Raw genomic sequence first — 25,865 nt, forward strand, 5'->3', positions numbered from 1 at the left:
CCATCCGCCGCCCCCGGAAGGGGGCGCCGCCAGCGTCAGTTCAGCGTTTGAGCCGCGGCGGTGTTGATCAGCGACGGGGTGATCTGGGTGATCACGCGGTTCCACTTGGTCACCGGCTGCTCGGCCACGAAGATCACGTCGTTGGGCCGCAGCTGGAAGCGGGTGGCGAGCAGGAAGTTCGTCGCGTTCCGCCCATCGAGCTGCCAGGCGGTGAGCGCCCCGAACTCCCGCGGGTCGGGCGAGCCGCGCAGCACGTAGATCTCTGCCACGTTGCCGGTGCGGGTCGGCACCCCGGAGCTGGAATAGAGCGCGTCGGCCAGCGACGCGGTCTTGCCGAAGGGCAGCGGGTAGCGCGACTGCTCCCCCACTTCACCGGCGAGATAGACGTAGTCGCGATCCACGGAATCGAGCTCGAGACGGGTCATGTAATTGTCCCGTGCCTCGTTCAGCGCGCCACGGCGGATGTTGACCTCGGCGGTGAGCTCGTTGAGCGCCGCGACCCGGGCATCCTGCTGGAACTCGGCAAGGCGAATCCGCTCGGCGAAATAGGCCTGCGCCAGGTCGAGTTCGTATTCGGTGTCGACAAAGACCGCATCGCCGTCGGTCAGCTGGATCCGGGCAAGGCTGCGGTCGGAATAGAGCTCGCGCAGCGGGATCTGATAGATCGTGCCGTCGCGGTAGATCCGCACCGAGGCGTAATCCAGGTCCTGCGCAGTGACGCCGCCGGCCGCCGACAGCGCCGCGTCGAGATAGAGTGGCGTCAGCGTGATCGGTGCCACGGTCGGCTGTGCCACGGCGCCGCCGATCGACACCCGCTTCGAGTTGAACTGCGAGACTTCGAGGCTGAAGGTCGGGTCGATCTGGTTCTCCACCAGGCGCTGGAACAGCCGGCTCTCGGCTTCCTCGAGCGTCATGCCCGAGACCTGCACCCGGCCGACGTTGGGAATGGCGATCGCACCGTCATCCTGCACCGTGTAGCCCTGCCGCGCGTTCGACGCGGCCAGCAGCCCGGTCAGCTGCTCGACGGTCGAACCCACCTGCGGCGTGGCCAGCAGCAGAACGTCGCCGACCCCAATGGTATAGGGTAGTTCGGGAAGCGCGGGCGGTACCCGCGTCTCGAGCGCGCCCGGGCGGTTTTGGTAGTCGATCACCGGCTCGGGCGCCGCACCCGCGCCACGCGGTGTGCTGCCGCCTCCGGCGGTGGCGAAGAAGACGCCGGGGAGTTCCTTCGGGCTGTAGGTGGAGCGGTTCGCCACCATCACGCTTTCAGGGGTGATTTCCAGCACCCGGACCTTGCTATCCGCCCCGCCGGTCATCGGGTTCACCGACGGCGACTGATAGGCGACGCCGCATGCGCTCAGCATCAAGGTCCCGATAACCGCCAGGCTCCCAAACACCTGTCTGCTCATGTCCTGTCCCCGTTCATGTCATGTCTTCCAGGGTTATTGTCCTGCGCCGCAGCGTAATTGCCTTTGTTCGGGCTGACCATGCTCCGGCACGTGAAAAGGGCGAACCCTGCGGAGGTTCGCCCTTTTTGTTCTCAACCTGTGGCCGATTTGACGACCCGTCCCGAGTGTAGAACTCAGTTGGTGGTGGTCGTCGTGGTCGTGGAGGACGACCCCTTGCTCTTGCCGCCCGAGAGAATGAGGCCCACACCCGCGCCGCCGGCGATGATCAGGGCGATCTGATCCGGGGTGAGGTTTGCGAAATCCGGACCCTGGGTCGAGATCACCGGGCTCTTGCTCTGGACACCCTCTGCGTGCACGGCAGGGGCGAGGGCGAAAAGGCTGGCCGCAGCAAGCCCGAGAATGGTCTTCGTGGTCATGTCTTTTCTCCTAGAAAAACTTGGTTTAGATCTAACAGCCTGCAGTTTTTTCTGCAAATGCGAAGTAACCCTGCGGCAAGAAATGTCCAGTGCGATACCCGGAAAGGTGGTTTTCTAGTCACTCAACCTTTCATATTCCAGATATCCGAGCGGCTCGCCCGCCCATTGCCGGGCCCGGACGATGGTGCCGCTGCCCAAAAGCCAGTAGCGATTCTCGAAGACCCGCTCGACGCCGGTGCAGGTCTCGTCGATCTGGGTGGCCTGGACCTGCGTCAGGTAGGCCCCGACCGCGACCCGTTCGGGCCGCTGCGCGTAGTCGCAGACATAGCTTTCCGCGACGATGTGATTCTCGCCGTCGAGCATGCGGTGGATGCGCACCGCCTGCGTCCGGCGCCCCGCCAGCGCCTCGTGCACCTCGCCGAGATCGGCGTTCATCAGGTCGCCGCCAAGCCCGCGCGTCCCCGACAGCACGCCGTCCTGCAGCAGCAGGAACTCGTTGTTCACCGACAGCCAGGTGACCGTGTCACCGTTGCGCTCTTCGGCGAAGAAGGGCGATTCCACGTTCTCCCGAGCCGGCACCGTCAGCAGGATGGTCGGCCGGCCGATCTGCGCCAGCAGCTCCGGCGTGAGCGCGGCACGCACGTTTCCACGATCCTCTTCGCCCTGCCACAGCCTCTTGATGGGCGTGTTCCAGAAGTCCGAGAACTGGTTGTGCTCCGGGCTGCAGCCGGCGATCAGGAGCGCCGCGAGCAGCGGCAGCGTCGGCAGTAATCTCATCGCCAGAACCGTCCCCATTCGTTCTGCAGCTCGGGCTGCTGGTAGGCCCGCACCTGCTCGTAGAGACGGGTGTTCATCTCGAGCCGTGCGCCGCCGTCGCGCTGGATCGGCCGGATGGTGCGGGTGATCGAGAGATCTGTGCGCGAGCCGGTGAGCGCCGAGAGCGGGATGTGGAAGCGCACGCCCTTGTCGAAGGAGCCCTCACCGAAATCGTCGAAGGAGACATCGGTGAAGGTGGCGAAGGCGCCGATCCGGATTCCGTTGTCGAATTCGCGGTCGATGCCGATGGTGGCGCCCCAGTCCTCGGCGAGGTAGCGGCCCACGTCCACTTGGTAGTGGAAGTCGCCCGGCGCGTCGTAATAGGCCGAGGCATGACCGGTCACCACGTCGTAGTCGAGGAAGCCGAGCCCCTGCTCGTATTCGCGCTGCTTGGCGTAGTTGACCTCAAGCCCGAGCCCGAGGCGGCTGTCCGAGGGTTTCCACAGGATCTCGCCCGAGAGACCGCCGAACATCGGCTCGAAATAGCCCGCGGTGACCCGGCCGAAGAGATCCTCTCCGGGACGGAAATACTTGGTCGCGGTGAGGTTGGCGACGGTGAAATCCGCCGCCCCCGCGTAGAGGTTTGCATCCGATCGCACATGCGGCAGGATCGAGTTCGACCCCGGCAGCCCGCTGATGTTCTCGGCAAGCGACTGCTGGACGCTGCCCTCGAGCACCAGCCCTTGCACCGGCTCGAAGCTGCCGGCCAGCTGCAGGCCGAAGGCCAGCCGCAGCGGGTTCTCGGGGTCGAAATAGGCGGCGCTCAGATAGGGGCCGAAGCTCCAGTCGTATCGCGGGAAGGCGCCCTCGGGGACGCCGGTGGCCGCCCCCGGCCCGGAATCCTCGATCCGCGCCCGGGCGAAGCTCTGCCACGAGCCGTCGGGGGCGTGCTCGAGCTCCTCGAGGTCGCTGCGGTTCACCGTCACCGTCGAGACCGGCATGCCGCCGGGGGTGACGAGGGTGATCTCGAAGCGCTCGACCGAGGCTGGCATAAGCTGGGTCATGATGCGGGCGGTGCGGCCCACCGCCTGCGCCGGGTAGACCTGCGTGCCGGTGCGCACCGAGGTGCTCGCGGTGCGGGCGTCGACGGCAAAGGACTCGAGCACCATGCCGTCGGCGGCGAGGAAGCTCTGCATGTCGCCGCGCAGGATCTGCGTGGCGCCAGCCTGCTGCGTCCAGCCGAGATCGGCGGCGCTGCCCGGTGCCCTCACCTGCACCGCCCGCGGCGCCTGATCGAGCCCGCCGGGATAGTCGTTCGGGGTCTTGGGATTGAAGGTGTAGGTGAGCCCGACCGCGAAGGTGGAGCCGTAGAGCCACGCCGCGCTCAGGTCGATATTGTCCTGAATGCGATAGGTCGCGCCGAAGTTGAAGGACGACTTGCGATCGAAATCTATACGCCGCTCCTCGGACTCATAGGCATCCGAGGAGTATTCGGCCGAAAGCAGCAAGCGGTCGTTCACCGCATACTGAAGCCCTCCGAAGAACCCCGCATCCCCACGGAACCAGTGTCGGGCGTCCAGCTTACCGGTCTGGCCGATGCCATCCTCGCCGTCGGGGCGCGTCTCGAAACGATCACTCAGGATTCCGAGCGGGTTGGTAAAACCGTTGTAGCTGCCCAAGCGACCCCAGCCTATCCCCCCGGTCGCCCGCAACCTGCCGAAGGTCTTGCTCGCGACAACATACTCGCTCGCGTAAACCCCTGTACCGCCGAAGTCTTGGAGTCCCACGGTTATCGCTGGCGTGTGGCGCCCCTCTTCCGCGATGAGATATCGCACATCGAAGCTTCGGTCGTAGTACTGATCTTGTGTCCCATAGCCTTCAATGTTCACGTAACGGAACACTCCGGACAGTCGCGGCGTGATCTGGAAGTGCAGCGTGCCTCGACGGGTCTTCTCGAAAACCCCAAGGGACAGACTAAAGTCCGCATCCTGCATCGGATGCGCCGTCGGCATGTCGAGGATCCCGGGAACGCCCATGAAGCCGAGCACCGGCCGGGCCCAGGGATCTTCCTGCGGCACCGCGGGCTGCGCGCTGATCGCCAGCACGCAAAGACATGCGGACAGCCGCCGCGCAACCGTCGTCTTCAGGGCCGCTCGCAACCCGCCTCTCGGAATCGGCATTCCGGAACTCCGCCATTCGACGCGTTCCCGGCCCTGCGGGATTGAACCTGCTCAATACCTGCCGGGAACCCCGGGTCGCCCCATTCTTGTAGTCTTCCCGCCATTCTCGCGGCTGCGGCGAAGAAGTTCAAATGTCGTGCGGCAGGCGACGAGCATTTCTGTTCCGCCATCGTGACCATAATCCCACAAACGCCCAAGGATTGGATCCTCGGAAGTCACGTGTGCCCCCTGCCAGCCGACTGGGGCGAAAAACTCCGGAACCGTCATCGCTTCTTCGAAGTCCGCCGATAGGGACATGACCATGCCCGCCTCGCCCCTCCGGCTGCGAGAGGGCGCATGCCACCTGAACGACCACGCCACGCCATCACTACCCGAAAACGGGCGCGACGGCTGGACCTAGCGGCGCCGTCCGCCTAGCCTCACCACGACGCTGGAGCCCCACCCGGCCCCATGACCAAACACAAGGATTCTGCCCCGGAATGGCCCCCAAATTCGGCACCAGCGGGCTGCGCGGTCTCGTGACCGAGCTGACCCCCGACCTCGTTTCCGCCCATATCCGAGCCTTTCTCGCCGCCTGCCCCAATGGCGGCGCGGTGCATGTGGGACAGGACCTGCGGCCCTCGTCCCCGGCCATCGCCGAGGCGGTGATGAGCGCCATCACCGGCGCGGGGCTGACCGCCATCGACGACGGCGTGCTGCCGACACCGGCGCTGGCGCTGGCGGCGATGAGGGCGGGCCATGCGGCGGTGATGGTCACCGGCAGCCACATCCCCGCCGACCGCAACGGGCTGAAGTTCTACCTACCCGGGGGCGAGATATCGAAGACCGACGAGACGGCGATCCTCGCGGCGCTCGACAGCCCCGCCCCCGATGCGGGGCAGGCCGGCGCCCGGCAGAAAACAGGCTCTGTTCCGGCGCAGGACTACGTGGCGCGCTATGCCGGGGCCTTCGGGCCCGGGGCGCTGGAAGGGCTCCGCATCGGCGTCTACCAGCACAGTTCGGTGGCCCGCGACGCCATGATCGAGGTCGTCACCGCCCTCGGTGCCGAGGCGGTGCCGCTGGCACGATCGGAGACCTTCATCCCCGTCGACACCGAGGCGGTAGACCCCAAAACCCGCGACCAGCTCGCGGGCTGGTGCGCCGATCATAACCTCGACGCGCTGATCTCGACCGACGGCGACGCCGACCGGCCGATGGTCGCCGACGCCACGGGCCGCATCGTGCCCGGCGACGTGCTGGGCGCGCTCACCGCGCGGGCGCTCGGGGCGCAGGTGATCTGCACGCCGGTCTCGTCCAACACCATGATCGGCGAGATGCCCGAGTTCGGGACGCTGCACCGCACCCGCATCGGCTCGCCCTTCGTGATCGCCGCCATGGAGGCGGTGCTGGCCGACGACCCCGCCGCCAAGGTGGTGGGCTACGAGGCCAACGGCGGCTTCCTGCTGGGCTTCACCGCCGAGGCTCCCGCGGGCCCGCTGCCGCCGCTGATGACGCGCGATTGCCTGTTGCCGATCCTCGCGCCGCTGGCGCTGGCCCGCGCCGGGGGCAAGGACCTCGCAGCGCTGGTCGCCGCCCTGCCGCCGCGCTTCACCGCCGCCGACCGGCTGACCGGGGTCGAGCCGGAGACCGCGCGGGCCTTCCTCGCCGAGCTCGACGGCGACGCCGCGGCCCGGGCGGCCTTCTTCGACGGGCTGGGCCCGGAGACGGAGGTCGATCGCACCGACGGGCTGCGGCTGCGCTTCGCCAGCGGCGACGTGATCCACCTGCGCCCCTCGGGCAACGCACCGGAATTCCGCTGCTACACCGAGGCGGCGAGCCCCGCCCGCGCCGAAGACCTTCTCGCCAGCCATCTCGGGAAGCTACGCGCGCGGCTCTGAGCCCGTCCGTCACCGGATCTGTCCCCGGTGACGGCACCTCCGTCACGAGGGGCCGGAGCCGTTGCGTGTTTCGGCCGCACATGTGCCGCCGGCGCAACTTTAGAGTGAGCACGGGCGCACCCGCGGTTGCCATACTCCTCCGCCCTGTTAACGGTTCCGAAAACGGATCTCCGAACCAAGAGTATCACGATGACTCCCAAAAGCATTACGCCCGTCCTCCTGTGCGGCGGCTCCGGCACGCGGCTCTGGCCGCTGTCGCGCAAATCCTACCCCAAGCAGTTCGTACCGCTGATGGGCGAAGAGACCCTGTTCCAGGCCTCGGCGAAGCGGCTTTCGGGCACCGGTGACGCGCTCACCTTCCAATCGCCGCTGGTGCTGACCAATTCCGACTTCCGCTTCATCGTGACCGAGCAGCTGATGGCCGCGGGCATCAACCCCGGCGCCATCCTGATCGAGCCTGAAGGCCGCAACACCGCTCCCGCGATCCTCGCCGCCGCCCTGCATGTCGCGGCAAGCGATCCGGACGCGGTGATGCTGGTGGCGCCGTCAGATCACGTGGTGCCCGATGCGGAGGCCTTCCATGCCGCCGTGGCCCAGGGCCTCGCCGTGGTCGAGGACGGCGATCTCGTGACCTTCGGCATCGCCCCCGACCGCCCCGAGACCGGCTACGGCTATCTCGAGTTGTCGGCGAAGCCCTCCGGATCCGGCTTGCCGGTGAAGCTCTCGCGCTTCGTCGAGAAGCCCGATGCCGCCCGCGCCGAGGAGATGCTTGCCGCCGGAACCTACATGTGGAACGCTGGCATCTTCCTGTTCCGGGCCCGCGACATCATCGCCGCCTTCGAAGCGCACAGCCCGTCGCTGATCGCCCCGGTGCAGGCCGCGCTCGCCGATGCCCTTCCCGATCTCGGCTTCCTGCGCCTCGCGCCGGGGCCGTGGAGCGGCGCCGAGGACATCTCGATCGACTATGCGGTGATGGAGCGCGCGCCGAACCTGTCGGTGGTGCCCTTTACCGCCGCGTGGTCCGACCTCGGCGGCTGGGACGCGGTCTGGCGCGACAGCGGCCCAGACGCGGCCGGCGTGGTGACCTCGGGGGGCGCCACCGCCATCGACTGCGAGGACACGCTGCTGCGCTCGGACAGCGAGCGGCTCGAGGTGGTGGGCATCGGCCTGAAGAACGTCATGGCCATCGCGATGAACGACGCGGTGCTGGTGGCCGACCTGAGCCGGGCGCAGGACGTGAAGAAGGCGGTCGACGCGCTGAAGGCGAAGGGGGCAGCGCAGGCCACGTCCTTCCCCAAGGACCACCGGCCCTGGGGCTGGGTCGAGACGCTGGTGACCGGCAGCCGCTTCCAGGTGAAGCGAATCGTCGTGCATCCCGGCGCCTCGCTGTCGCTGCAGTCGCACTTCCACCGCTCCGAACACTGGGTCGTGGTGCAGGGCACCGCGCGGGTGACCCGGGACGACGAGGTCAGCCTGCTGACCGAGAACCAGTCGATCTACCTGCCGCTCGGCTGCGTGCACCGGCTGCACAACCCCGGCAAGGTGCCGATGGCGCTGATCGAGGTGCAGACCGGCACCTATCTCGGCGAGGACGACATCGTGCGCTACGAGGATGCCTATGCGCGGAGCTGAAATGCTCCGCTTTCTGCCGGGAGGACCGGTCAGGGGTCTTCGCCGATTGAGATCGGCATCCTCGATGGTTAAACCGGATCTGCCGTTCCGGACGTCACGGCCAGCCACAGGCAATGCTGTGCCGGACATCGAAGACAACCTGTTTCCAAAAGGGATTTGGACATGAAGATCGCAGTCGCAGGCCTGGGCTACGTGGGGCTCTCGAACGCCGTTCTGCTGGCGCAGAACCACCCGGTCACGGCGCTGGACGTGTCAGAGGAGCGGGTCGCGCTGGTCAATGACTGCAAGAGCCCGATCGTCGATGCCGAGATCGAGGACTACCTCGCCAACCGCACGCTCGACCTCACGGCCACCACCGATCCCGAGAAGGCCTATGTCGACGCCGACTACGTCATCGTCGCCACCCCCACCAACTACGACACCAAGTCGAACTACTTCGACACCTCCAGCGTCGAGACGGTGATCCGCCAGGTCATCGCGGTCAATCCCCGCGCCACCATCGTCATCAAGTCGACCATCCCCGTGGGCTACGTGCGCAGCGTCCGCCGCGAGCTGGAGACCGACCAGGTGATCTTCTCGCCGGAATTCCTCCGCGAGGGCCGGGCGCTCTACGACAACCTCCACCCTTCGCGCATCATCGTGGGCGAGCGCTCGGAGCGCGCCAAGGTCTTTGCCGACCTGCTGCTCGAGGGCGCCGTCACCAAGGAGGTCGAGGTTCTCTTCACCGACCCCGACGAGGCCGAGGCGATCAAGCTCTTCGCCAACACCTACCTCGCCATGCGGGTGGCCTTCTTCAACGAGCTCGACAGCTACGCGCTGGCGGGGGGCATGGACAGCCGCCAGATTATCGACGGCATCAGCCTCGATCCGCGCATCGGCGGGCATTACAACAACCCCTCCTTCGGCTACGGCGGCTACTGCCTGCCCAAGGACACCAAGCAGCTCCTGGCCAACTACAGCCACGTGCCGCAGAACCTGATCCGCGCCATCGTCGACGCCAACCGCACGCGGAAGGACTTCCTGTCGGACCAGATCCTGATGCGCGGACCCAAGGTGGTGGGCATCTACCGGCTGGTGATGAAGGCGGGCTCGGACAACTTCCGCCAGAGCTCGATCCAGGGGATCATGAAGCGGCTAAAGGCCAAGGGCATCGAGGTCATCGTCTACGAGCCGGTGCTGAAGGAGCCCGACTTCTTCCGCAGCCGCGTCGTGAACGATCTCGAGGCTTTCAAGGCCGAGGCCGATCTCATCGTCGCCAACCGCCTGACCGACGAGATCACCGAGGTCTCGGACAAGGTCTTCACCCGCGACCTCTTCGGCGCCGACTGACGAGACCGCCCCTGCGCCCCTGCGGCCCTCCGGATACAGCCTGCCCGATGCGTTGCATGCGACGCGTCGGCACGCTTGCCATGACCTGCGGGAAGCGGGTATTCCGCCCGGGCACTAAGTCTGTGTAAAGGCTTTGCGTGTAGGAAGGCGGCGCCCGCGGGGCGCTGTCCGGGGGCGATACGGGGCAGGACCGGCGCGGTACGGACAAAGGCCCCCGCCCTTTCGGTTCCCCATCCGCCCCGGACGGCACGGCCCCTGCGGCACGGCACCGCCCACCGGCGATCCGCACCGGTGATCCGCACTGGCACGGGAACGGACGACACCCACGGGAACGGGCGGCCCCGCGCCGCCTCTTCCCATCCCGGCCCGCCGCGGCCCGCGCAGACCGGACCACCCGACCCATTCAGACCACCCAGACCCAGAAGCAACAGGCCCCATGTCCACCGTCACCGAAACCTCCGACGCCGCCGCCCGCGCCTCCACCGACTACAGCATCGCCGTGGGCGATCATTTCCACGGCACCATCGGCGCCCGGGGCGACGAGGACTGGGTCGCCGTCACGCTCGAGGCCGGGCGCACCTATAGCTTCGCCATGGGCGGCATCGGCGCGCTCGGGGACGGGCTGAACGACAGCCTGCTCGCGCTCTACGACAGCAGCGGCACGCGGGTCGCCCGCGACGACGACAGCGGCCCCGGCAGCGACAGCGCCTTCACCTACACCGCCGGCGCCAGCGGCACCTACTACATCGTGGCCGGCGCCTATGGCGGGAGCGGCACCGGCGCCTACGGCCTCTCGGTCAGCGCGGGCACCACCCCGAGCTACGACACCGCCATGGCCGCCGGCGCCCTGCTGCGCGACGATCTCGCCTGGACGTCGACCGCGGGCCAGGGCGTCACCGTCACCTGGGGCATCCGCGCCAGCGGCCAGCCGCAGGACGCCGCCGGCAACGCCGCGGGCTTCGCCACGCTGAGCACCGCCCAGGCGGCCGCCGCGGCCGAGGCCATCGCGCTCTATTCCGGCGTCAGCGGGCTCGATCTCAGCCAGGTGAGCCCCGGCGGCACCACCAACAACGCCACCATCCTCTTCGGCGCCTACAGCTCGGAGTACGACGGCGCCGGCGCCTATGCCTATTTCCCCGGCCCCACCGCCTCGGGCTCGCCCGCGGGAGACGTCTGGATCAACAACGCCTCGGTCTCGGCGGACTCGCTGCCGGTGGGCTCCTTCGACCATTTCGTGCTGCTGCACGAGCTCGGCCACGCGGTCGGCCTGTCGCACCCGGGCGATTACAACGCCACCGCCGGCGGCGTCATCACCTATGGCGACCAGGCCGCCTATCTCGAGGATTCCTACCAGTACTCGGTGATGAGCTACTTCGACGAGAGCAACACCACCTCGTCCATCGGCGGCTACCCGGACACCCTGCTGCTGCACGACATCCAGGCGCTCCAGCAGCTCTACGGGGTGAACTACGGCTACCATGCCGGCGATTCCGTCTACGGCTTCAACAGCACCCTGGGCGGCGCCTACGACTTCTCGCAGAACAGCGCCCCGTTCCTGTCGATCTGGGACGGCGGCGGCCGTGACAGGCTCGACCTGTCGGGCTTCGGCGGCAACCAGTTCATCACCCTGGTCGAGGGAGAGTTCTCGGACATCGGCGGCTACCGCGGCAACGTCTCCATCGCCTATGGCGCCGAGATCGAGGAGGCGGTCGGCGGCAGCGGCGACGACACGCTGCAGGGCAATGCGCTCGACAACACCCTGCTCGGCGGCGGCCACGACGACCTGATCCGCGGCGGCGACGGCAACGACACCATCGACGGCGAGGGCGGGGCCGACAGCATCGACGGCGACGCCGGGCACGACCTGCTGACCGGCGGCCGCGGCTACGACCTGATCCGCGGCGGCACCGGGGCCGACACCATCGACGGCAGCGGCGGCGACGACACGCTCTACGGCGACAGCTCGACCGACCTGATCTACGGCGGGCTCGACAACGACCTGATCGCCGGCGGCACCGGCTCGGACACCATCTACGGCGACGCCGGCGACGACAGCCTCTACGGCAACACCGCCTTCGACACGATCTACGGCGGCGACGGCGACGATTTCATCAGCTCCGGCGACGGCGCGGATTTCGTCGACGGCGGTGCCGGCAGCGACATGATCTACGGCCGCACCGGCGTCGACCTGCTGCGCGGCGGCGACGACAACGATTCCATGTGGGGCAGCGAAGGCGACGACGTCATGTACGGAGACGCCGGCAACGACTACCTCTCGGGCGGCTCGGCGCTGGACCAGCTGCATGGCGGCGACGGCAACGACACGCTCTACGGCAACTTCGGCGAGGACCAGCTCTGGGGCGACGCCGGCAATGACGAGCTCTACGGCGGCAGCGGCTACGACACCCTGCGCGGCGGTGACGGCAACGACACGCTGCTGGGGATGGAGGGCAAGGACTGGCTGTTCGGCGGCGCCGGCAACGACCTGCTGCGCGGCGGCACCAATTACGACAGCTTCGTCTTCGACGTCGGCCACGACAACGACGAGATCTCGGATTTCGACGAGCGCGGCGATGCGCTGCGGCTCTCCACCGCGCTGACCGGCGGGCTGACCGACGCCGACGCGATCCTCTCGGCCTACGGCAGCGACGCGGCCGGGGTGGTCCTGCTCGATTTCGGCGGGGGCGACAGCATCCTGTTCTCGAACCTGACCGAGCTCTCGGTGCTGTCCGACAACATCTTCACCTTCGCCTGACCTAGGGCGGCAGGGCGCGGATCATCCCGGGTCGGGCGGCTCGGGGCGCGGCGGTGCCGCCCCCTGCCCCGTCAGGCCTCCGGAGCCCCGTGCAGGCCGATATAGAGCCTGAAGGCCACGAAGATGTGGTAGAAGGTCGAGGCCGGCATGTTGTCGGACAGCAGCGCCCCGTCGGCGGCGCGGCGGTCGTACCAGCCCCCCGCCACCGGCGTGTCGAGATACTGCGCCCACATCAGCTCCAGCACGGTCTCGGGATCGGCGCCTTCGGGCAGCGTCCCGCCACGGCGGCGCAGCACCAGCGCCGCCTTCAGGAACTCGGTCTGCGGCCAGGTCCGGCGGGTGCCGCATTGCGGGTCGGAGACGTCCGGCAGCAGCCCCGACGGGTCGCGCCGGTCGAGCGCGGCGGCGAAGATCGTGGCCAGCGGCAGGCCGGTGTCGACACCTGCCACCTGCTCGAACTGGTCGACGAGGAACACCCACTCGGCCATGTGGCCCGGCTCGATCGCCTGCTCGGCCTCGGCGACCGGGGTCCAGTCCTCGTCGAAGAACTCGAGCACGCGGCCGTCGGGGGTCAGGAAGACCCCGGTGAAGAGCCCGAGACATTCCTCGGCCATGGCGCGGAAGCGCGCCTCGCCGGTGGCCTTGTAGAGCGCGGTCATCGCCTCGAAGAGATGCATGTGCGGGTTCTGCCGGCGCGGCAGGCTGTGCCCTGTGTTCTCGTACCAGCCGCGCGGCGCCTTGAGCTTGGCGAGCTCGGCCTCGAGCCGGGCGAGATCGGCACCCACGTCGAAGCCCGCCTCGGTCAGCGCCGCGGCGGCGAGCAGCATGAAGGCCATGTCGTAGAGATCGTGCAGCACCGTCAGGATCGAGGTGTCGGGCGCCAGCCGGGCGGCAAGATGTCCCGTGACAGGGTCGAATCCGCGGTCCATCGCGAAGCGGAAGAGCTGCAGCGCGAGCTCCCGGTGCGCGGGGTCGTCGGACATCACGAAGCAATAGGCCTGGCGCACCTGCACCCGCAGCCGGCGCTGCATGTCCTCGAGCGGCCGGCCCTCGTGGTCCAGCGCCTCCCACACGGTGCCGGTGGCGGCATCGACCCCGGTTCCGGTCCAGAGCGGCAGCGCCGCCTCGGTCAGCCAGGCCTCGAGCCGGGCGGCGGTCTGTGCGGTCTCGTTCATTCGGGGATATTCCTCTGGAACAGCTTTCGCCGCAGGCTGCTACCTCGGCGCAGGACTTTCAACAGTCGAATGGGGTAGGCCCCGCTGCGCGGCGCCCAGTCGGTGGGCGCCGTCGGCCGCGGCACCGGGCGCAGCGCCGGCCCCTCGCGCTGCGGCGCGAGCGGCAGCTGCGATTCCAGCACCCCGGTCTCGACCGAGCGCATGACCGCCATGTCGCCCCGCGCCAGCAGCATCTCGAGCACCTCGCGGTCGAGCGCGGTGTCGTGCAGCCGGGCATCGGCCCCGCGGGCGTTCACGTCCGCCCCCATCAGGTCGCGGTAGTGCCGCCCCGGCTCGAACGGGTAGCGCCGCCCGCCGTCATAGAGATCGACCCCGGCGAAGATGACCTGCTCGGCGCCCATGCCATGGGCCATGAGCAGCGCGTAGGTGCCGGTCATCGGCACCTTGCCGTATTTCGCGCAGAGCGCCTCGACGGCGCGCTCCACATGGGCGTCGCGGTAGCACATGGGCTGGAACAGGGTCGAAAACCGGCGGTTCCCGGCGGGCACGACCTTGGGGTTGAAGCTCGACCAGCCCTGCAGGTCGTAATCCTTGCGGCACTGCCAGAGCGTCTCGAACATGAAGGGCGCGACACGCGGGTCGCCGCCCATCATGGCCAGGTCCACCCGGCGCCCGAGATAGTAGTGGGTCTCGAAGAAGAAGTTGTTGGTGCGGATGATGAAGTCGGTCTCGAGCACCCGACCCGGGGCGATCCGGGTCAGGGACATTCCGTTGCCGGCGACGATGACCGGGCGGGAGGTCATGGCTCAGCCGACCCGCGCCATCAGCGCGTCGCTCATGGCGCGCAGCGCGCCCTGCCCGCCCGGCAGCGGCAGCACCCAGTCCGCCACGCCCAGCACCGAGGGATGCGCATCCGACGGGCAGGCCGAGAGCCCGGCCTTGCCGATCGGCCCGAGGTCGTTCACGTCGTTGCCCACGTAGAGCAGCTCGTCCCAGCCGAAGCCGTGCTCGGCGAGCCAGGCGTCGAGCGCGCCGACCTTGTCCTCGACCGAGTGGTAGACCTCGAGCTTGAGCTTCCTGGCGCGGGCCAGGACCACCGGGTTCTGCTCCTTGGAGAGGATCATCATCTTCCAGCGGTCGGCCTTGCGCATGATCTCGATGCCCATGCCGTCGCCCCGCGAGGTGCGCACGGTCTCGACGCCGTTCTGGTCGGTCAGCACGAGGTTGTCGGTGTGCACCCCGTCGAAATCCATCACCACCGCGCGCACCCGGTCGAGCCGCGCCGGGTCGATCCCGGGCTGGCCGCCGGCCTGGGCGATCATCGAGCAGAGCGCGAAATCCTGCAGCGTGTCGATCTCGAGCGGCGGGTGGTCCACCGGACAGACCGCCACGGTGCCGCAGAAGCGCTGGCCGGTGCGCTCGAAGGCCTCGGCGTCGACCACGTAGATCGCGCCGCTCTCGCGGAACGACGGCGGCAGGTCCTGCCGGCGCTGGCGCTGCTGGGTCTCGTCGTGGTTGATGCCGCGCCCGAAGCCGGCCTCGTCGTAGCCCCAGAGGAAGGAGTGGTCCTCGATCACCGAGAGCGCGCAATCGGCGCCCCGGGCGTCCATCGCGGCGATGCAGGCCTCGATGTCGGCGCCGGTGGTGAAGGGCGAGGTGCATTGCAGGAACACCATGCGCGCCACCCTGGGGTGGGTCTGGCGGATCACCTGCAGCGCGTGCAGCCAGCCCGATTCCGAGGTGGCGGTATCGCCGGCAAGCTCGGCCGGGCGATCGATGATCCCGGCGCCGTGCATCGCCGCCTCGGCGGCGATGGCGGCATCGTCGGTCGAGACGTAGGTGGCGGTCACCGAGGACGCCTGGCAGCCGGCCCGGACGGCGCGGCCGATCAGCGACACGCCCCCCACCGGGCGCAGGTTCTTGCCCGGGACCCCCTTGGAGCCCCCGCGGGCAAGGATCACGCAGACCGTGACCCCGGCCTCATTGCTGTCAGATTGCGTCACTCGAACGGCTCCGTTTCCTGTCTTGCCGCCGGCCGCCGGGCCGGCCTCTGCCTGTCCGCGACGGTTCCGGAGCCCTCGGCCCGTCTCGGCAGAGGGACTGGCGCGCCGCCGGGGGCATGGCCCACGGTCGGCCCGGCCCGCCGGCCGTCCGCGTTGTTTACGAATCAAGGTCTACTCTGTAAATCCCCGGGCATAAACCGCCGGTTCAAGACACAAAAAATGATCTCCAGACTGAAGAAGACCCGGCTCGGGCAGGCCATCTACAAGCTCTCGCGCTCGGGCCCGCTGGGCTGGCCGGTGCTGATGCTCTCACGCGCGGCGCAGGCCGAATCCATGCAGGTCGCGCATCTCAAGCCGCGCCACCGCAAGCACAACGCCACGCAGCGCGAGATCCTCGCCGCCTTCGAGCGCGGGGTGCGCAAATGAGCGACGACAGCCCCAGCTACCGCGCCGAGATCTGGCTCTATCCGCTGGCCGAGGACGGCAGCGAGGGGGCGCCGATCCGCGCCCGCCTCGGCACCGGCGCGGCTCCGCAGGCGCTCCCTGCATCGGATGCCGAGCCCGCCGGCCCCAAGCCCGTGGTCATCCTCTTCAGTGACGATTCCACGCTGTTCTTCGCCCTGCGCATGCGCGACGTGCTGCGCAACAGCGCCGAGGCGCCGCCGGTCGACCTGGTCTGGTACACCGGCGAGAACGCGCTCTCCTTCCGCCAGATGGCGCAGCTGCTGCCCGAGGGCCCGGCCTATTCGCTCGGCCCCAAGCAGCTGAGCGCGCTGACCGGCTCGGACACGGTGCGCGCCATCATCACCAGCCGCGTCTACCGTGCGCTCGGCGACGCGATCAAATCCGTCCCCTTCCGCATGAGTGCCGGGCGGCCCTGCGTGATCTCGTTCCTCGGCGGGCTCGACTTCTTCCCGCAGAACGGCTTCGCGCGGCGGCGCAACTGCGACGGCGTCTACCTGTTCCCGACCTCGAACATCGAGGCCTACCGCGAGGCGGCGCTGGAGTGGGACGACGCCTGGCAGGAGGTCGGCTTCGGCCACCCCTCCTTCCTGCGCCCCGAGGATCCGCCCGCCGACCTCGCCTCCCGCCGCGACATCTTCTTCTTCACCCAGGCCCTGTCGCCCTCGACCAAGCGCGGCCGCATGCACATGCTGCAGGCCCTGGCCGCGATGGCCCGGGCCAACCCCGACCACACGGTCTGGATCAAGCTGCGCCACCTGCCCAACGAGAACCAGAAGCACCTGCATCTCGAGCGCTACCACTACCCGGGGCTGCTCGAGGAGCTCGACAACCCGCCGCCGAACCTCAAGCTCACCGCCTGCACCATGGACGAGGCGCTGGCTACCGCGGCGCTGGGGATCACCTGCACCTCGACGGCGGCCATCGACGTGGTGCGCGCGGGCATTCCCGCGATGGTGCATCTCGATTTCGTCGACAACTACCGCGACCCGCTGGTCGAGCCGATGCGCAAGCTGTTCAGGGGCTCGAACCTGATCACCCCGCTGGGCGACATGCTCGAGAAGCGCGCGCAGGCCCCCGACCCCGCCTGGGTCGAGAAGATGCTCTGCCCCCGCGATCTCGGCGACCGGGTGATGCAGACCGTGGCGCAGTTCGAGACCCGCCCCTTCCAGATCACCGAGGCGCCGCGGTGACCACCCGCGGGGACGCCGCCACGGCCGCGCCCCCGCAGGCAGATCCCGCCCCCGTTCGGCCCCGGTCCGGTTGCGCTCCTGCAAGATCAGGTTGAACCCGCACGGCCCGGGCGTCGCTTCTCCGCCCATCGCGCGCTACCGGCTTGTTCTCCGGGGCCGGACGCGTTTATCTCCCCCCGAGATTAGCCCGGCAGACACGGACGAGCCCCCTGTCCGCCGGACCCCATCGGTGCGCGGTCCGGCGCGCCGGTTCAATGCGACGTGACATAAGCGACGGCACGGATTTTTCAGCACATGGCGACGACCTACACCCTCAGTGACCTGACGATCATCGTCCCCGGGAAGGATGCCCAGGCGAGCATCGAGAAGACCCTGAACAGCCTCGAGCCGCTGATGGCGGCGGGGGGATCCTGCATCCTCGTCAACGACGGCTCCACCGACGCCACCGGCGAGATCATGGGCCGCTTCGCCACCGCCTGGGACAAGGCGCAACTGATCAGCTTCGAGACCGGCGGCGGCGCCGGCAAGGCCCGCAACGCCGGGCTCGGACAGACCCGCACCGCGCTGGTGGGCTCGGTCGACAGCGACGACTGGGTCGGCGCCGAGTACTACCCGGCGCTGGTGGCGCAGATGAACGCCGACCCCGAGGTCGATTTCGTGCGCTCGCACTACCTCGAGTGCCGCGGCAACAAGCGCAACATCATCCGCGCCCCCTTCGAGGTGGTGAACACCGCCTTCGACCCGCGGCTCGCGGTCATGCCCGACGACCGCCCCACCATGGTCGACCACCCGCAGATGTGGGCCGGCATCTACGCCATGGACTTCCTCGACCGCCACGACATCCGCTACGATCCGCTGCACACCGCCGAGGACCGCATCATCAACTGGAAGACCCAGATCCTCGGCCGCAAGATGGTGATCGCCGAGGAGTTCCGCTTCTACTACCGCCGCGACCACAACGTCAGCCTGACCGCGGTCGGCGACGACCGGCAGCTCGACTTCCTGCAGGCGATGCAGAACGTCATCGGCTTCCTGGTGAACGAGGGCCACGAGCGCTACCTGCCCAAGGCCATCCGCCAGCTGCTGGCGCTGATCTGCTTCCACATCGAGCGCCAGGGCCGGCTCGAGCCCGCCACCCGCAAGAAGCTCGTCACCGGCGCCGCCCACCTGCTGGCGCTGGTCCCCACGCGCGAGCTGGAGGCCGCGCTGCTGCGCATCGACGACACACGCCGCAACACCATCCGGGGGCTGATCTGATGCTCGTCTGCGAAATCTCGACCAAGTTCGGCCTCTACAGCCTGATGACCCTGCTCGGGCAGGACGACACGCTGCCGCCGGCCGCCGGCCGCGTGCTGCTGGTCAGCACCCACACCCCCGACCCCGAGGCCCGCGACGCGCTGCTCGAGTTCGCGAGGACCTCGCCGCACGTGGCGAAGACCTTCTCGAAGGTGCTCAGCCTCAACGCCATCCTCGCGCCGCAGCACCCGACCCAGTGGAAGCCACCCGCCGACGAGCTCGACGCGCTGGCCATCCAGTCGATGCTGCGCGCCATCTTCGGCGCCGCCCCCGACGAGCGGGTCGACCTGATGATGGAATCGATCCAGACGCCGCCCTCGAACACGCTGGCGCGGATCATGACCGGCTCGGACGTCTATCTCTATTCCGACGGGCTGATGACCTACGGGCCCACCCGCTTCGAGCTGCCCTACCCGGTCGCCTCGCGCATCCGCAGGCTCTATTACATGGATTTCGTCCCCGGGCTGAAACCGAGCCTGCTGCGGGAATACGGCGTCGAGACCCGCGCCGTCGCCCCCGCCGCCCTGCGCGAAACGCTCGAGGCGCTCAGCACCGTCACGAAGGCCGATCTGAACGCCGAGGGGCTCGACGGCGCGCCGGTGTTCCTCGGACAGTATCTCTCGGGGCTGAACCTCTGCACCCCCGAGGAAGAGGTCGAGCTCTATGCGCAGGCGCTGAACATCTGCAGCCTGCTCAACAAGGGCAACGGCGACACCGTCTTCTTCAAGCCGCACCCGACCTTCTCGACCGGGCTGCTGCACGCGCTCAGGACCTCGCCCAGGCTGCGCGACTTCGACCTGCGCATCCTCGACACCGGCCCGCTGATGGAGGAATTCCTGATGCACTACCGGCCGGCCTTCATCGCCTCGGTGTTCTCCACCGGGCTGGCCACCGCGCGCGAGATGTTCGGCATCGAGGCCTACAGCTACGACACCCTGCCCTTCCTGCAGCGGCTGAAGCCCTACGAGAACAGCAACCGCGTGCCCGCGGCGCTGATCCACTACGGCTTCCCCGAGATCGCCAGCCGCCGCGCCGAGCTGCCGCTCGAGACCCTGCAGACCAAGATCGACCTGCTCTCCGCCGGCATGCAGCCCAAGCTGCTGGCCCGCACCCAGGCCGAGAAGACCGCGCTGCTGGCCCTGCCGGAAGAGCCCGAGGACCCGATCGAGAGCGCCGCCCGCGCCCGCATCGCCAAGCTGGACTCGCTCGACCACGCCAGCTTCCGGCAATGCGCGATCCGCGGCCGGCGGGTCGAGGCCTCGAAGCTCTACCCCGAGGTGCAGATCCCGGCCCCGGTGACGGTCAGCGCCCCGGTGCCCGCGGCCCGGCCCGCCGAGCGCCCGCTCGACAAGGCCGAGCGCCTGCTGGCCGAGGGCGACGCCGCCGAAGCCTTCTTCATCTCCTTCAAGGCGCTGCGGAAGACCCCCGGATCGACCCGGCACATGAAGGTTCTGGGGGCCGCCAGCGAGACCCTGGGCGGGCTCTACCGGCGCCAGTACGACGAGATCCGCCCGCTGCACGAGGCGGCGCTTGCCGCCACCGGGCAGGTCCCGGCGCCCGCTGCCCCGGCGCCGAACCCCGCCCCCGCGCAGGCGGCGGCAGCGCCGGTGCCCCCGACCCCGGCCCCCGCGCCGAAAGCGCCGCCGAAACCTGCCCCGCACCGTCCGGCCGGCGACCCGGACCCGCAGGCCAAGGGCGAGCGCGCGCTCGACAAGGCCGAGCGCCTGCTGGCCGAGGGCCAGGCCGCCGAGGCCTTCGAGATCTCGTACCAGGCGCTGGAAAGCACGCCGACCTCGAGCCGGCACATGAAGATCGTCGAGACCGCCGCCAAGAGCCTCGGCGGGCGCTACCGCGAACGCTGCGACCGCATCCGCCCGCAGCACGAGGCGGCGGTGCGCGAGAAGAAGGGCAGCGCCCGGCGCGGTCCGCCGAACGGCAGTGGCCGTCCCTCGTTCTGGAAGAAGCTGCGCTCCTGACGCGGCCCGCGCGTCCGGGTGCCCGGGCACGCGTTTCGACCCTGAACAGGCCCGAAAGCGCCCTGCCGACCCTCAGCCGCGCAGCACGCGCCGCGCCAGGTGGCTGCCGAGACAGAGCGCCGCCTGCCCCCGCGACAGCTGCAGGTGGTCGCGGAACACCTCCCAGGTGCCCCGGGCCGAGCGCCACGGATTCGACGACAGCGAGCGCTCCTGCCGGTGGTAGATCGCCAGCGGCCGGTCGATGCCCACCGCCGGCCCGCGCTCGAGCAGGTCGAGCCAGAGCGCGTAATCATGCGACAGCGGGAAGTCCGGCATCGCCACCTTGCCCAGCACCGAGCTGTCGTAGATCGCGGTGAAGCAGCCGATGACATTGCCGTAGAGCAGTTCCGCCCGGGTCACCTGCGCCGGCACGTGGATGCGCCGGCGCTGGCCGCGGATGATCCGCCAGAAGCCGCAGTAGCCGAAGCTCGCGCCGGTCGCCTGGAGGTGGGCGAGCTGCTCCGAGAGCTTCTCGGGCAGCCATTCGTCATCGGCGTCGAGATAGGCGATGTAGCGCCCGCGCGCCTCTGCCAGCCCGCGGTTGCGGGCCGCCGCCGCCCCGGCGTTTCGCGGCGAGATCACCGCCCGGATGCGCGGGTCCGAGGCCGCCGCGGCCTCGGCCAGCGCCGCGGTGCCGTCGCGCGAGCCGTCGTCGACCACCAGCAGCTCCCAGTCCGGGAAGCTCTGGTTGCGCACCGACTCCATGGCGCGGGACAGGAAGGCCTCGGCATTGTAGGCCGGCAGGATGACCGAGACCTGCGGCGGGTCGTTCCGGGGGGACATGGTCAGGCGCCCTGCCCCCCTCCGGCATCCTCGGCCAGCAGCTCTCGCAGGTAGCGCCCGTAGGTGCTCTTGCCCATGGCCTCGGCGCCGCGTTCGAGCCCCGCCCGGTCGATCCAGCCGCGCCCGTAGGCGATCTCTTCGAGACAGCCGGTCTGCATCGCCTGCCGGTTCTGCAGCGTGCGCACGAAGTTGCCCGCGTCGAGCAGGCTCTCATGCGTGCCGGTGTCGAGCCATGCGAAGCCGCGGCCCATTCGCTCGACCTGCAGCGCCCCCTCGTCGAGATAGGTGGTCAGCAGGTCGGTGATCTCGAGCTCGCCGCGGGCGCTGGGGGTGATGCCGCGCGCCCGTTCCGGCGCCGAGCCGTCGAGGAAGTAGAGCCCGGTCACCGCGAAGTTCGAGGGCGGCACCTCGGGCTTCTCGACGATCCGGGTCGCCCGGCCGTCGGCATCCATCGCCACCACGCCGTACCGCTGCGGATCCGAGACGTGGTAGCCGAAGACCGTGCCGCCGGTCTCGCGCGCATCCGCCGCCGCCAGCAGCTCGGGCAGGCCGTGGCCGAAGAAGATGTTGTCGCCGAGCACCATGCAGGACGGTGCGCCGTCGAGGAACGCCTCGGCCAGCAGGTAGGCCTGCGCCAGACCCTCGGGCTTCGGCTGCGCGATGTAGCTGAGCGAGAGCCCCCACTGGCTGCCGTCCCCCAGCGCGCGCTGGAACTGGGCGGCGTCCTGCGGCGTGGTGATCACCGCGATCTCGCGGATGCCCGCCAGCATCAGCACGCTCAGCGGGTAGTAGATCATCGGCTTGTCGTAGACCGGCATCAGCTGCTTGGACACCGCCACCGTGATCGGGAACAGCCGCGATCCGGTGCCGCCGGCCAGAATGATTCCCTTGCGCGCCGTCATCGGCTTTCCTCCTCTGCGATCTGCTGCAGCATGGTGGCGAGCCCCGCCTTCCAGTCGGGCCTGTCGAGGCCGAAGATACGTTTCGTGGCGGAACAGTCGAGCCGTGAATTGAGCGGACGCACCGCCGGGGTCGGATAGGCGCTGGTGGGGATGTCCTCGACGGCGCAGGAGATGTCCGCCTGGGCAAAGATCTCGCGCGCGAACTCCGCCCAGCTGACGTCGGGAGCGCCGCTGTAGTGATAGATCCCGCTGTCTTCGGGTCTGGTTTGCAGCTGCGCCGCGATGGCGGCACAGGCCCGCGCGATGTCGCCCGCGAAGGTCGGCCCGCCGATCTGGTCGGCGACGATGGTGAGCCTGTCGCGCTCGCGCCCGAGCCGCAGCATGGTGCGGGGGAAGTTGGCGCCATGGGCCGAGAACACCCAGCTGGTGCGCAGGATGGCATGGGCGCCCCCTGCCCCGGCCACCGCCTCTTCACCGGCCAGCTTGGTGCGGCCGTAGGCGTTTGGCGGCGCCACGGGATCGTCGGGCATATGCGGCTCTGTTCCGGCCCCGTCGAAGACGTAGTCGGTCGAGATCTGCACGAAGGGCAGCCCCAGCTCGGCGGCAGCACGGGCCATGACACCCGGCGCCTCGGCGTTGAGCAGATGCGCCTCGGCCTCCTCGCTCTCGGCCTTGTCCACCGCCGTCCAGGCGGCGGCGTTGATCACCGCGGTGCAGGGAATGTCGCGCAGCGCGGCGGCGCAGGCCTGCGGGTCGCGCAGGTCCATCGCCTCGCGCCCCATGCAGCGCATCCCCGGCAGGGCGGCCAGCTCGCGGGCCACCTGCCCGCTGCGGCCCAGCACCAGCACCGTCATGCCGCGCCCCCCACCGTCTTCAGGCCCAGGCGCTGGCCGACGCCCTCGCGGGCCTGCAGCGCCTGCCACCAGTCGCGGTTGTCGAGATACCATTGCACGGTGCGCTCCAACCCCTGCTCGAGCGTCACCGAGGGCCGCCAGCCCAGCTCGTCGCGGATCCGGGTCGGGTCGATGGCGTAGCGCAGGTCGTGGCCCGGGCGGTCGGTCACGAAGGTGATCAGCTCGGCATAGGGCGCCTCGCCCGGCGCCAGCCGGTCGAGCACGGCGCAGATCGTCCGCACGAGGTCGAGGTTGCTGCGCTCGGCGTCGCCGCCGATGTTGTAGCTCCGCCCCACCTGCCCCGTGGTGAGCACGGTCAGCAGCGCCACCGCGTGATCCTCGACATAGAGCCAGTCGCGGACGTTCTCGCCCTTGCCGTAGATCGGGATGGGCTTGCCCGCGAGCGCGTTCAGGATCACCACCGGGATGAGCTTTTCGGGGAAGTGGTAGGGCCCGTAGTTGTTCGAGCAGTTGGTCAGCACCACCGGCAGGCCGTAGGTCTCGTGCCAGGCCCGCACGAGATGGTCCGAAGCCGCTTTCGAGGCGGAATAGGGACTGTTCGGCGCGTAGGGCGTGTCTTCGGTGAAGCGCTCGGGCGACCCCGCCCCGCCGGGCAGCGTGCCGAAGACCTCGTCGGTCGAGACATGGTGGAAACGGAAGCCCTCGGGCTTGCCCTGCGCCTCCCAGAAGGCCCGCGCCGCCTGCAGCAGCGTGTAGGTGCCGGTGACATTGGTGTCGATGAAGGCCCCGGGCCCGTCGATCGAGCGGTCCACGTGGCTTTCGGCGGCGAGATGCAGCACCGCCTCGGGGCGGTGCGTGGCGAAGATCCGGTCCAGCGCCTCGCGGTCGCGGATGTCGGCCCGCTCGAAGGCATAGCCCGGGGCATCCGCCACCGGGGCGACGTTGTCGAGACAGGCGGCATAGGTCAGGGCGTCGAGGTTGATCACCTCATGGCCGTCGGCAACGGCGCGGCGCACCACCGCCGAGCCGATGAACCCGGCCCCGCCGGTTACGAGAATGCGCATGTCAGATCAGCTCCTGCTCGTCGAAAGGCGTCACGAACGCGGCGAACGCCGGGGCCTCGGCGTCCTTGGCCGAGAGGATCGCCTGCGCCGGGTCGATGCCCCAGTCGATGGCGAGATCCGGGTCCGCCCAGAACACCGGGCGCTCGGTGTCGGGCGCGTAGCTGTCCGAGCACTTGTAGATCACCAGCGTGTCGGGCTCGCGGGTGACGAAGCCGTGCAGGAAGCCCCTGGGCACCAGCAGCTGGCGGCCGTTCTCGGCCGAGAGCTCCACGCCCACCCACTGGCCGTAGGTTTCGGAGCCGCGGCGCACGTCCACCGCCACGTCGAAGATGGCGCCCTGCGCCACGCGCACCAGCTTGTCCTGCGCGCGCGGCGGGGCTTGGCAATGCAGCCCCCGGACCACGCCCACGTCGCGGCTGAGCGACTGGTTGTCCTGAACGAACTCGATATCGATGGCGTGCCCCCTCAGGGTGTCACGGTTCCAGACTTCGGAAAAATGTCCACGCGCGTCTCCGAACCGGTTGGGCGTGACAATAACCACCCCCGGCAAGCGCGTTGCTTCAATCAACAAAAAAATACCCTCCAGACAATGAACAAACCTGCCTGCGCGGACGATAACAGTCCACAGCCTGCGAGTCATCCACCCCGAGCGCCGCGGGGCGGTTCACCGTCACTCCGGGTAGAAGAGCTCGAAATCCTGCGCAAAGCGGCGGCGGATCAGCGCCTCGACCGCCGGCGTCAGCTCGCCGTTGGCATCCTCGCCGGCGCCGCCGCGGACGTTCTTCTGCGGCAGCTCGCCCAGGTCGCGACCGCAGCGCATCTGCACCTCGTAGCGCACGTGCTCCCAGTCGGTGTCGGTGTGTTCGACCCGGCCGACGAAATCCGGCATCAGCCGACCGTTGTGCAGCAGGATCGAGGCCTGCGACCGCACGTGGATGTCGCAGCGCTCGTCCGGCAGCTCGGCCACGCGGGCGACGAAATCGGCGAAGTCCATGCCGCGGACCAGCCCCATGTCGACGAAGCCCGGGGTCAGTTCCTCGTTCTCGATGAGCTTGTTGTTCCAGCACGAGTAGAGCCGCGCCACCGGGTGGCGGACGAAGCTGAAGACCCAGGCGTCGCGGGTGCCGGGGGTGTGCTGGAAGGTGCCCGGCGTCATGATCCGCGCGTGGCTGTTGTCGAGCTGCACCCAGTAGCGGTCGTTGGCCGCCGACATGCCCTCGATGCGGGGCAGGGCGAAACGCCGGGCGAGCGCCGCGCGGATCGAGGAATTCGCCGCCTTGGGCACCCGCAGGTAGGCCAGCCGGTGTTCGGGCAGCCAGATGACGTGACGGTCACTCAGGGGGACGAGGCGGTCCGTGGTCCGCCGGAATAGGCTGCTCAGCATTCGTCTTCGAACCTCTTTGCGGGCGATTTCAGGTGTCACATCCCGGCGGGTAATTCAAGCCGCCGCCGGGGCGGGGCGGCCGAACACGAAGGCCAGCGCCGCCCGCGGCGAGGCAAAGCGGTGCCGGTGGCGCCAGGCGTAGAGCGGCAGGATTGCCGCCGCGCGCCAGCCGAAGACCCGCAGCAGCACCGCGCGGCGGGCCTGCATCAGCTCCGGGTCGCGCCAGTCGTCGCCGGTGCTGGGGTGCGGATGGCTGCCCGCCACGACGGGCAGCGACAGGCCGCGCGCACCCGCCTTCAGCAGGTCGGTGACGAAGATGTAATCCTCGCCCGTGGGCAGTGGCGCACCGACGCCGAAGCCCGGATCGAAGCGCACCCCCC

General features: G+C 69.2%; 22 protein-coding genes. 8 read left to right on the plus strand and 14 right to left on the minus strand.

Features of this window, described 5'->3' with window-relative positions; all coding sequences use genetic code 11:
• Window positions 1-35: 35 nt before the first annotated feature.
• The 4 genes from BLQ77_RS24970 to BLQ77_RS24985 form a co-directional block, all read right to left on the minus strand.
• Window positions 36-1,364 (minus strand): polysaccharide biosynthesis/export family protein, encoded by a 1,329-nt coding sequence (locus tag BLQ77_RS24970; RefSeq protein WP_242661859.1) that lies wholly within the window; start codon window positions 1,362-1,364, stop codon window positions 36-38.
• Window positions 1,365-1,582: 218 nt separating this feature from the next.
• A complete protein-coding gene (locus BLQ77_RS24975) occupies window positions 1,583-1,825 on the minus strand; it encodes a hypothetical protein (RefSeq protein WP_089963747.1) in 243 nt (80 codons plus the stop codon).
• A gap of 114 nt (window positions 1,826-1,939) precedes the next feature.
• Complete coding sequence (locus tag BLQ77_RS24980) at window positions 1,940-2,602, minus strand: YjbF family lipoprotein (RefSeq protein WP_165617207.1); 663 nt, start codon at window positions 2,600-2,602, stop codon at window positions 1,940-1,942.
• Window positions 2,599-4,761, minus strand: a complete 2,163-nt coding sequence (locus BLQ77_RS24985; protein ID WP_089963752.1) for a YjbH domain-containing protein — start codon at window positions 4,759-4,761, stop codon at window positions 2,599-2,601. Before BLQ77_RS24985 ends, BLQ77_RS24980 begins: the two co-directional genes overlap by 4 nt.
• 479 nt (window positions 4,762-5,240) lie before the next feature.
• Between BLQ77_RS24985 and BLQ77_RS24990 the strand changes: the two genes are divergently transcribed.
• The 4 genes from BLQ77_RS24990 to BLQ77_RS25005 all read left to right on the plus strand — a co-directional run bounded on the left by BLQ77_RS24990 (window position 5,241) and on the right by BLQ77_RS25005 (window position 12,354).
• Window positions 5,241-6,638, plus strand: a complete 1,398-nt coding sequence (locus BLQ77_RS24990; protein WP_089963755.1) for a phosphomannomutase — start codon at window positions 5,241-5,243, stop codon at window positions 6,636-6,638.
• 189 nt (window positions 6,639-6,827) lie between these two features.
• Complete coding sequence (locus BLQ77_RS24995) at window positions 6,828-8,270, plus strand: mannose-1-phosphate guanylyltransferase/mannose-6-phosphate isomerase (RefSeq protein WP_089963758.1); 1,443 nt, start codon at window positions 6,828-6,830, stop codon at window positions 8,268-8,270.
• A 162-nt stretch (window positions 8,271-8,432) separates the two neighbouring features.
• On the plus strand, window positions 8,433-9,599 hold the full coding sequence (locus BLQ77_RS25000; RefSeq protein WP_089963761.1) for a nucleotide sugar dehydrogenase: 1,167 nt from the start codon (window positions 8,433-8,435) through the stop codon (window positions 9,597-9,599).
• A gap of 436 nt (window positions 9,600-10,035) precedes the next feature.
• Window positions 10,036-12,354, plus strand: a complete 2,319-nt coding sequence (locus tag BLQ77_RS25005) for a M57 family metalloprotease (RefSeq protein ID WP_089963763.1) — start codon at window positions 10,036-10,038, stop codon at window positions 12,352-12,354.
• 71 nt (window positions 12,355-12,425) lie between these two features.
• On the opposite strand, the gene BLQ77_RS25010 is transcribed toward BLQ77_RS25005, so the two are convergent.
• From BLQ77_RS25010 to BLQ77_RS25020, 3 genes are read right to left on the minus strand one after another with little or no spacing between them, the layout of a single operon-like run.
• Entirely contained in the window at window positions 12,426-13,529 is a 1,104-nt protein-coding gene (locus BLQ77_RS25010; protein ID WP_089963765.1) for an AGE family epimerase/isomerase, read from the minus strand.
• Window positions 13,526-14,332 (minus strand): hypothetical protein, encoded by an 807-nt coding sequence (locus BLQ77_RS25015; RefSeq protein WP_089963768.1) that lies wholly within the window; start codon window positions 14,330-14,332, stop codon window positions 13,526-13,528. Before BLQ77_RS25015 ends, BLQ77_RS25010 begins: the two co-directional genes overlap by 4 nt.
• Before the next feature lie 3 nt (window positions 14,333-14,335).
• Complete coding sequence (locus tag BLQ77_RS25020; RefSeq protein ID WP_089963770.1) at window positions 14,336-15,532, minus strand: acylneuraminate cytidylyltransferase; 1,197 nt, start codon at window positions 15,530-15,532, stop codon at window positions 14,336-14,338.
• 219 nt (window positions 15,533-15,751) lie between these two features.
• On the opposite strand from BLQ77_RS25020, the gene BLQ77_RS25025 reads away from it, so the two are divergent.
• From BLQ77_RS25025 to BLQ77_RS29105, 4 genes are all read left to right on the plus strand, one after another.
• Window positions 15,752-15,958, plus strand: coding sequence for a hypothetical protein (locus BLQ77_RS25025; RefSeq protein ID WP_089963772.1), 207 nt, complete (start codon window positions 15,752-15,754; stop codon window positions 15,956-15,958).
• Window positions 15,955-17,187 (plus strand): DUF6716 putative glycosyltransferase, encoded by a 1,233-nt coding sequence (locus tag BLQ77_RS25030; RefSeq protein WP_089963774.1) that lies wholly within the window; start codon window positions 15,955-15,957, stop codon window positions 17,185-17,187. The genes BLQ77_RS25025 and BLQ77_RS25030 overlap by 4 nt, the downstream gene beginning before the upstream one ends.
• Window positions 17,188-17,481: 294 nt before the next feature.
• Complete coding sequence (locus BLQ77_RS25035) at window positions 17,482-18,444, plus strand: glycosyltransferase family 2 protein (protein WP_089963776.1); 963 nt, start codon at window positions 17,482-17,484, stop codon at window positions 18,442-18,444.
• Window positions 18,444-20,459: a polysialyltransferase family glycosyltransferase gene (locus tag BLQ77_RS29105; protein WP_089963778.1), complete on the plus strand. Its 2,016-nt coding sequence runs from the start codon at window positions 18,444-18,446 to the stop codon at window positions 20,457-20,459. The genes BLQ77_RS25035 and BLQ77_RS29105 overlap by 1 nt, the downstream gene beginning before the upstream one ends.
• 72 nt (window positions 20,460-20,531) lie before the next feature.
• On the opposite strand, the gene BLQ77_RS25045 is transcribed toward BLQ77_RS29105, so the two are convergent.
• The 7 genes from BLQ77_RS25045 to BLQ77_RS28920 all read right to left on the minus strand — a co-directional run.
• The gene (locus tag BLQ77_RS25045) at window positions 20,532-21,281 is read right to left on the minus strand and encodes a glycosyltransferase family 2 protein (protein ID WP_089963779.1); all 750 of its coding nucleotides are present in this window, start codon (window positions 21,279-21,281) and stop codon (window positions 20,532-20,534) included.
• Between the two features lie 2 nt (window positions 21,282-21,283).
• Complete coding sequence (rfbA, locus tag BLQ77_RS25050) at window positions 21,284-22,183, minus strand: glucose-1-phosphate thymidylyltransferase RfbA (protein WP_089963781.1); 900 nt, start codon at window positions 22,181-22,183, stop codon at window positions 21,284-21,286.
• On the minus strand, window positions 22,180-23,130 hold the full coding sequence (rfbD, locus tag BLQ77_RS25055; protein ID WP_089963783.1) for a dTDP-4-dehydrorhamnose reductase: 951 nt from the start codon (window positions 23,128-23,130) through the stop codon (window positions 22,180-22,182). Before rfbD ends, rfbA begins: the two co-directional genes overlap by 4 nt.
• Window positions 23,034-24,101 (minus strand): dTDP-glucose 4,6-dehydratase, encoded by a 1,068-nt coding sequence (rfbB, locus tag BLQ77_RS25060; RefSeq protein WP_089963785.1) that lies wholly within the window; start codon window positions 24,099-24,101, stop codon window positions 23,034-23,036. The genes rfbD and rfbB overlap by 97 nt, the downstream gene beginning before the upstream one ends.
• Before the next feature lies 1 nt (window position 24,102).
• Complete coding sequence (gene rfbC, locus BLQ77_RS25065; protein ID WP_089963787.1) at window positions 24,103-24,672, minus strand: dTDP-4-dehydrorhamnose 3,5-epimerase; 570 nt, start codon at window positions 24,670-24,672, stop codon at window positions 24,103-24,105.
• Between the two features lie 99 nt (window positions 24,673-24,771).
• Window positions 24,772-25,485, minus strand: a complete 714-nt coding sequence (locus tag BLQ77_RS25070; RefSeq protein ID WP_089963789.1) for a sulfotransferase family 2 domain-containing protein — start codon at window positions 25,483-25,485, stop codon at window positions 24,772-24,774.
• 54 nt (window positions 25,486-25,539) lie between these two features.
• On the minus strand, window positions 25,540-25,865 hold a 326-nt coding region (locus BLQ77_RS28920; protein ID WP_207545893.1), incomplete at its 5' end, for a hypothetical protein.

The sequence above is a fragment of the Salipiger thiooxidans genome (assembly GCF_900102075.1).
Lineage (GTDB): Bacteria > Pseudomonadota > Alphaproteobacteria > Rhodobacterales > Rhodobacteraceae > Salipiger > Salipiger thiooxidans.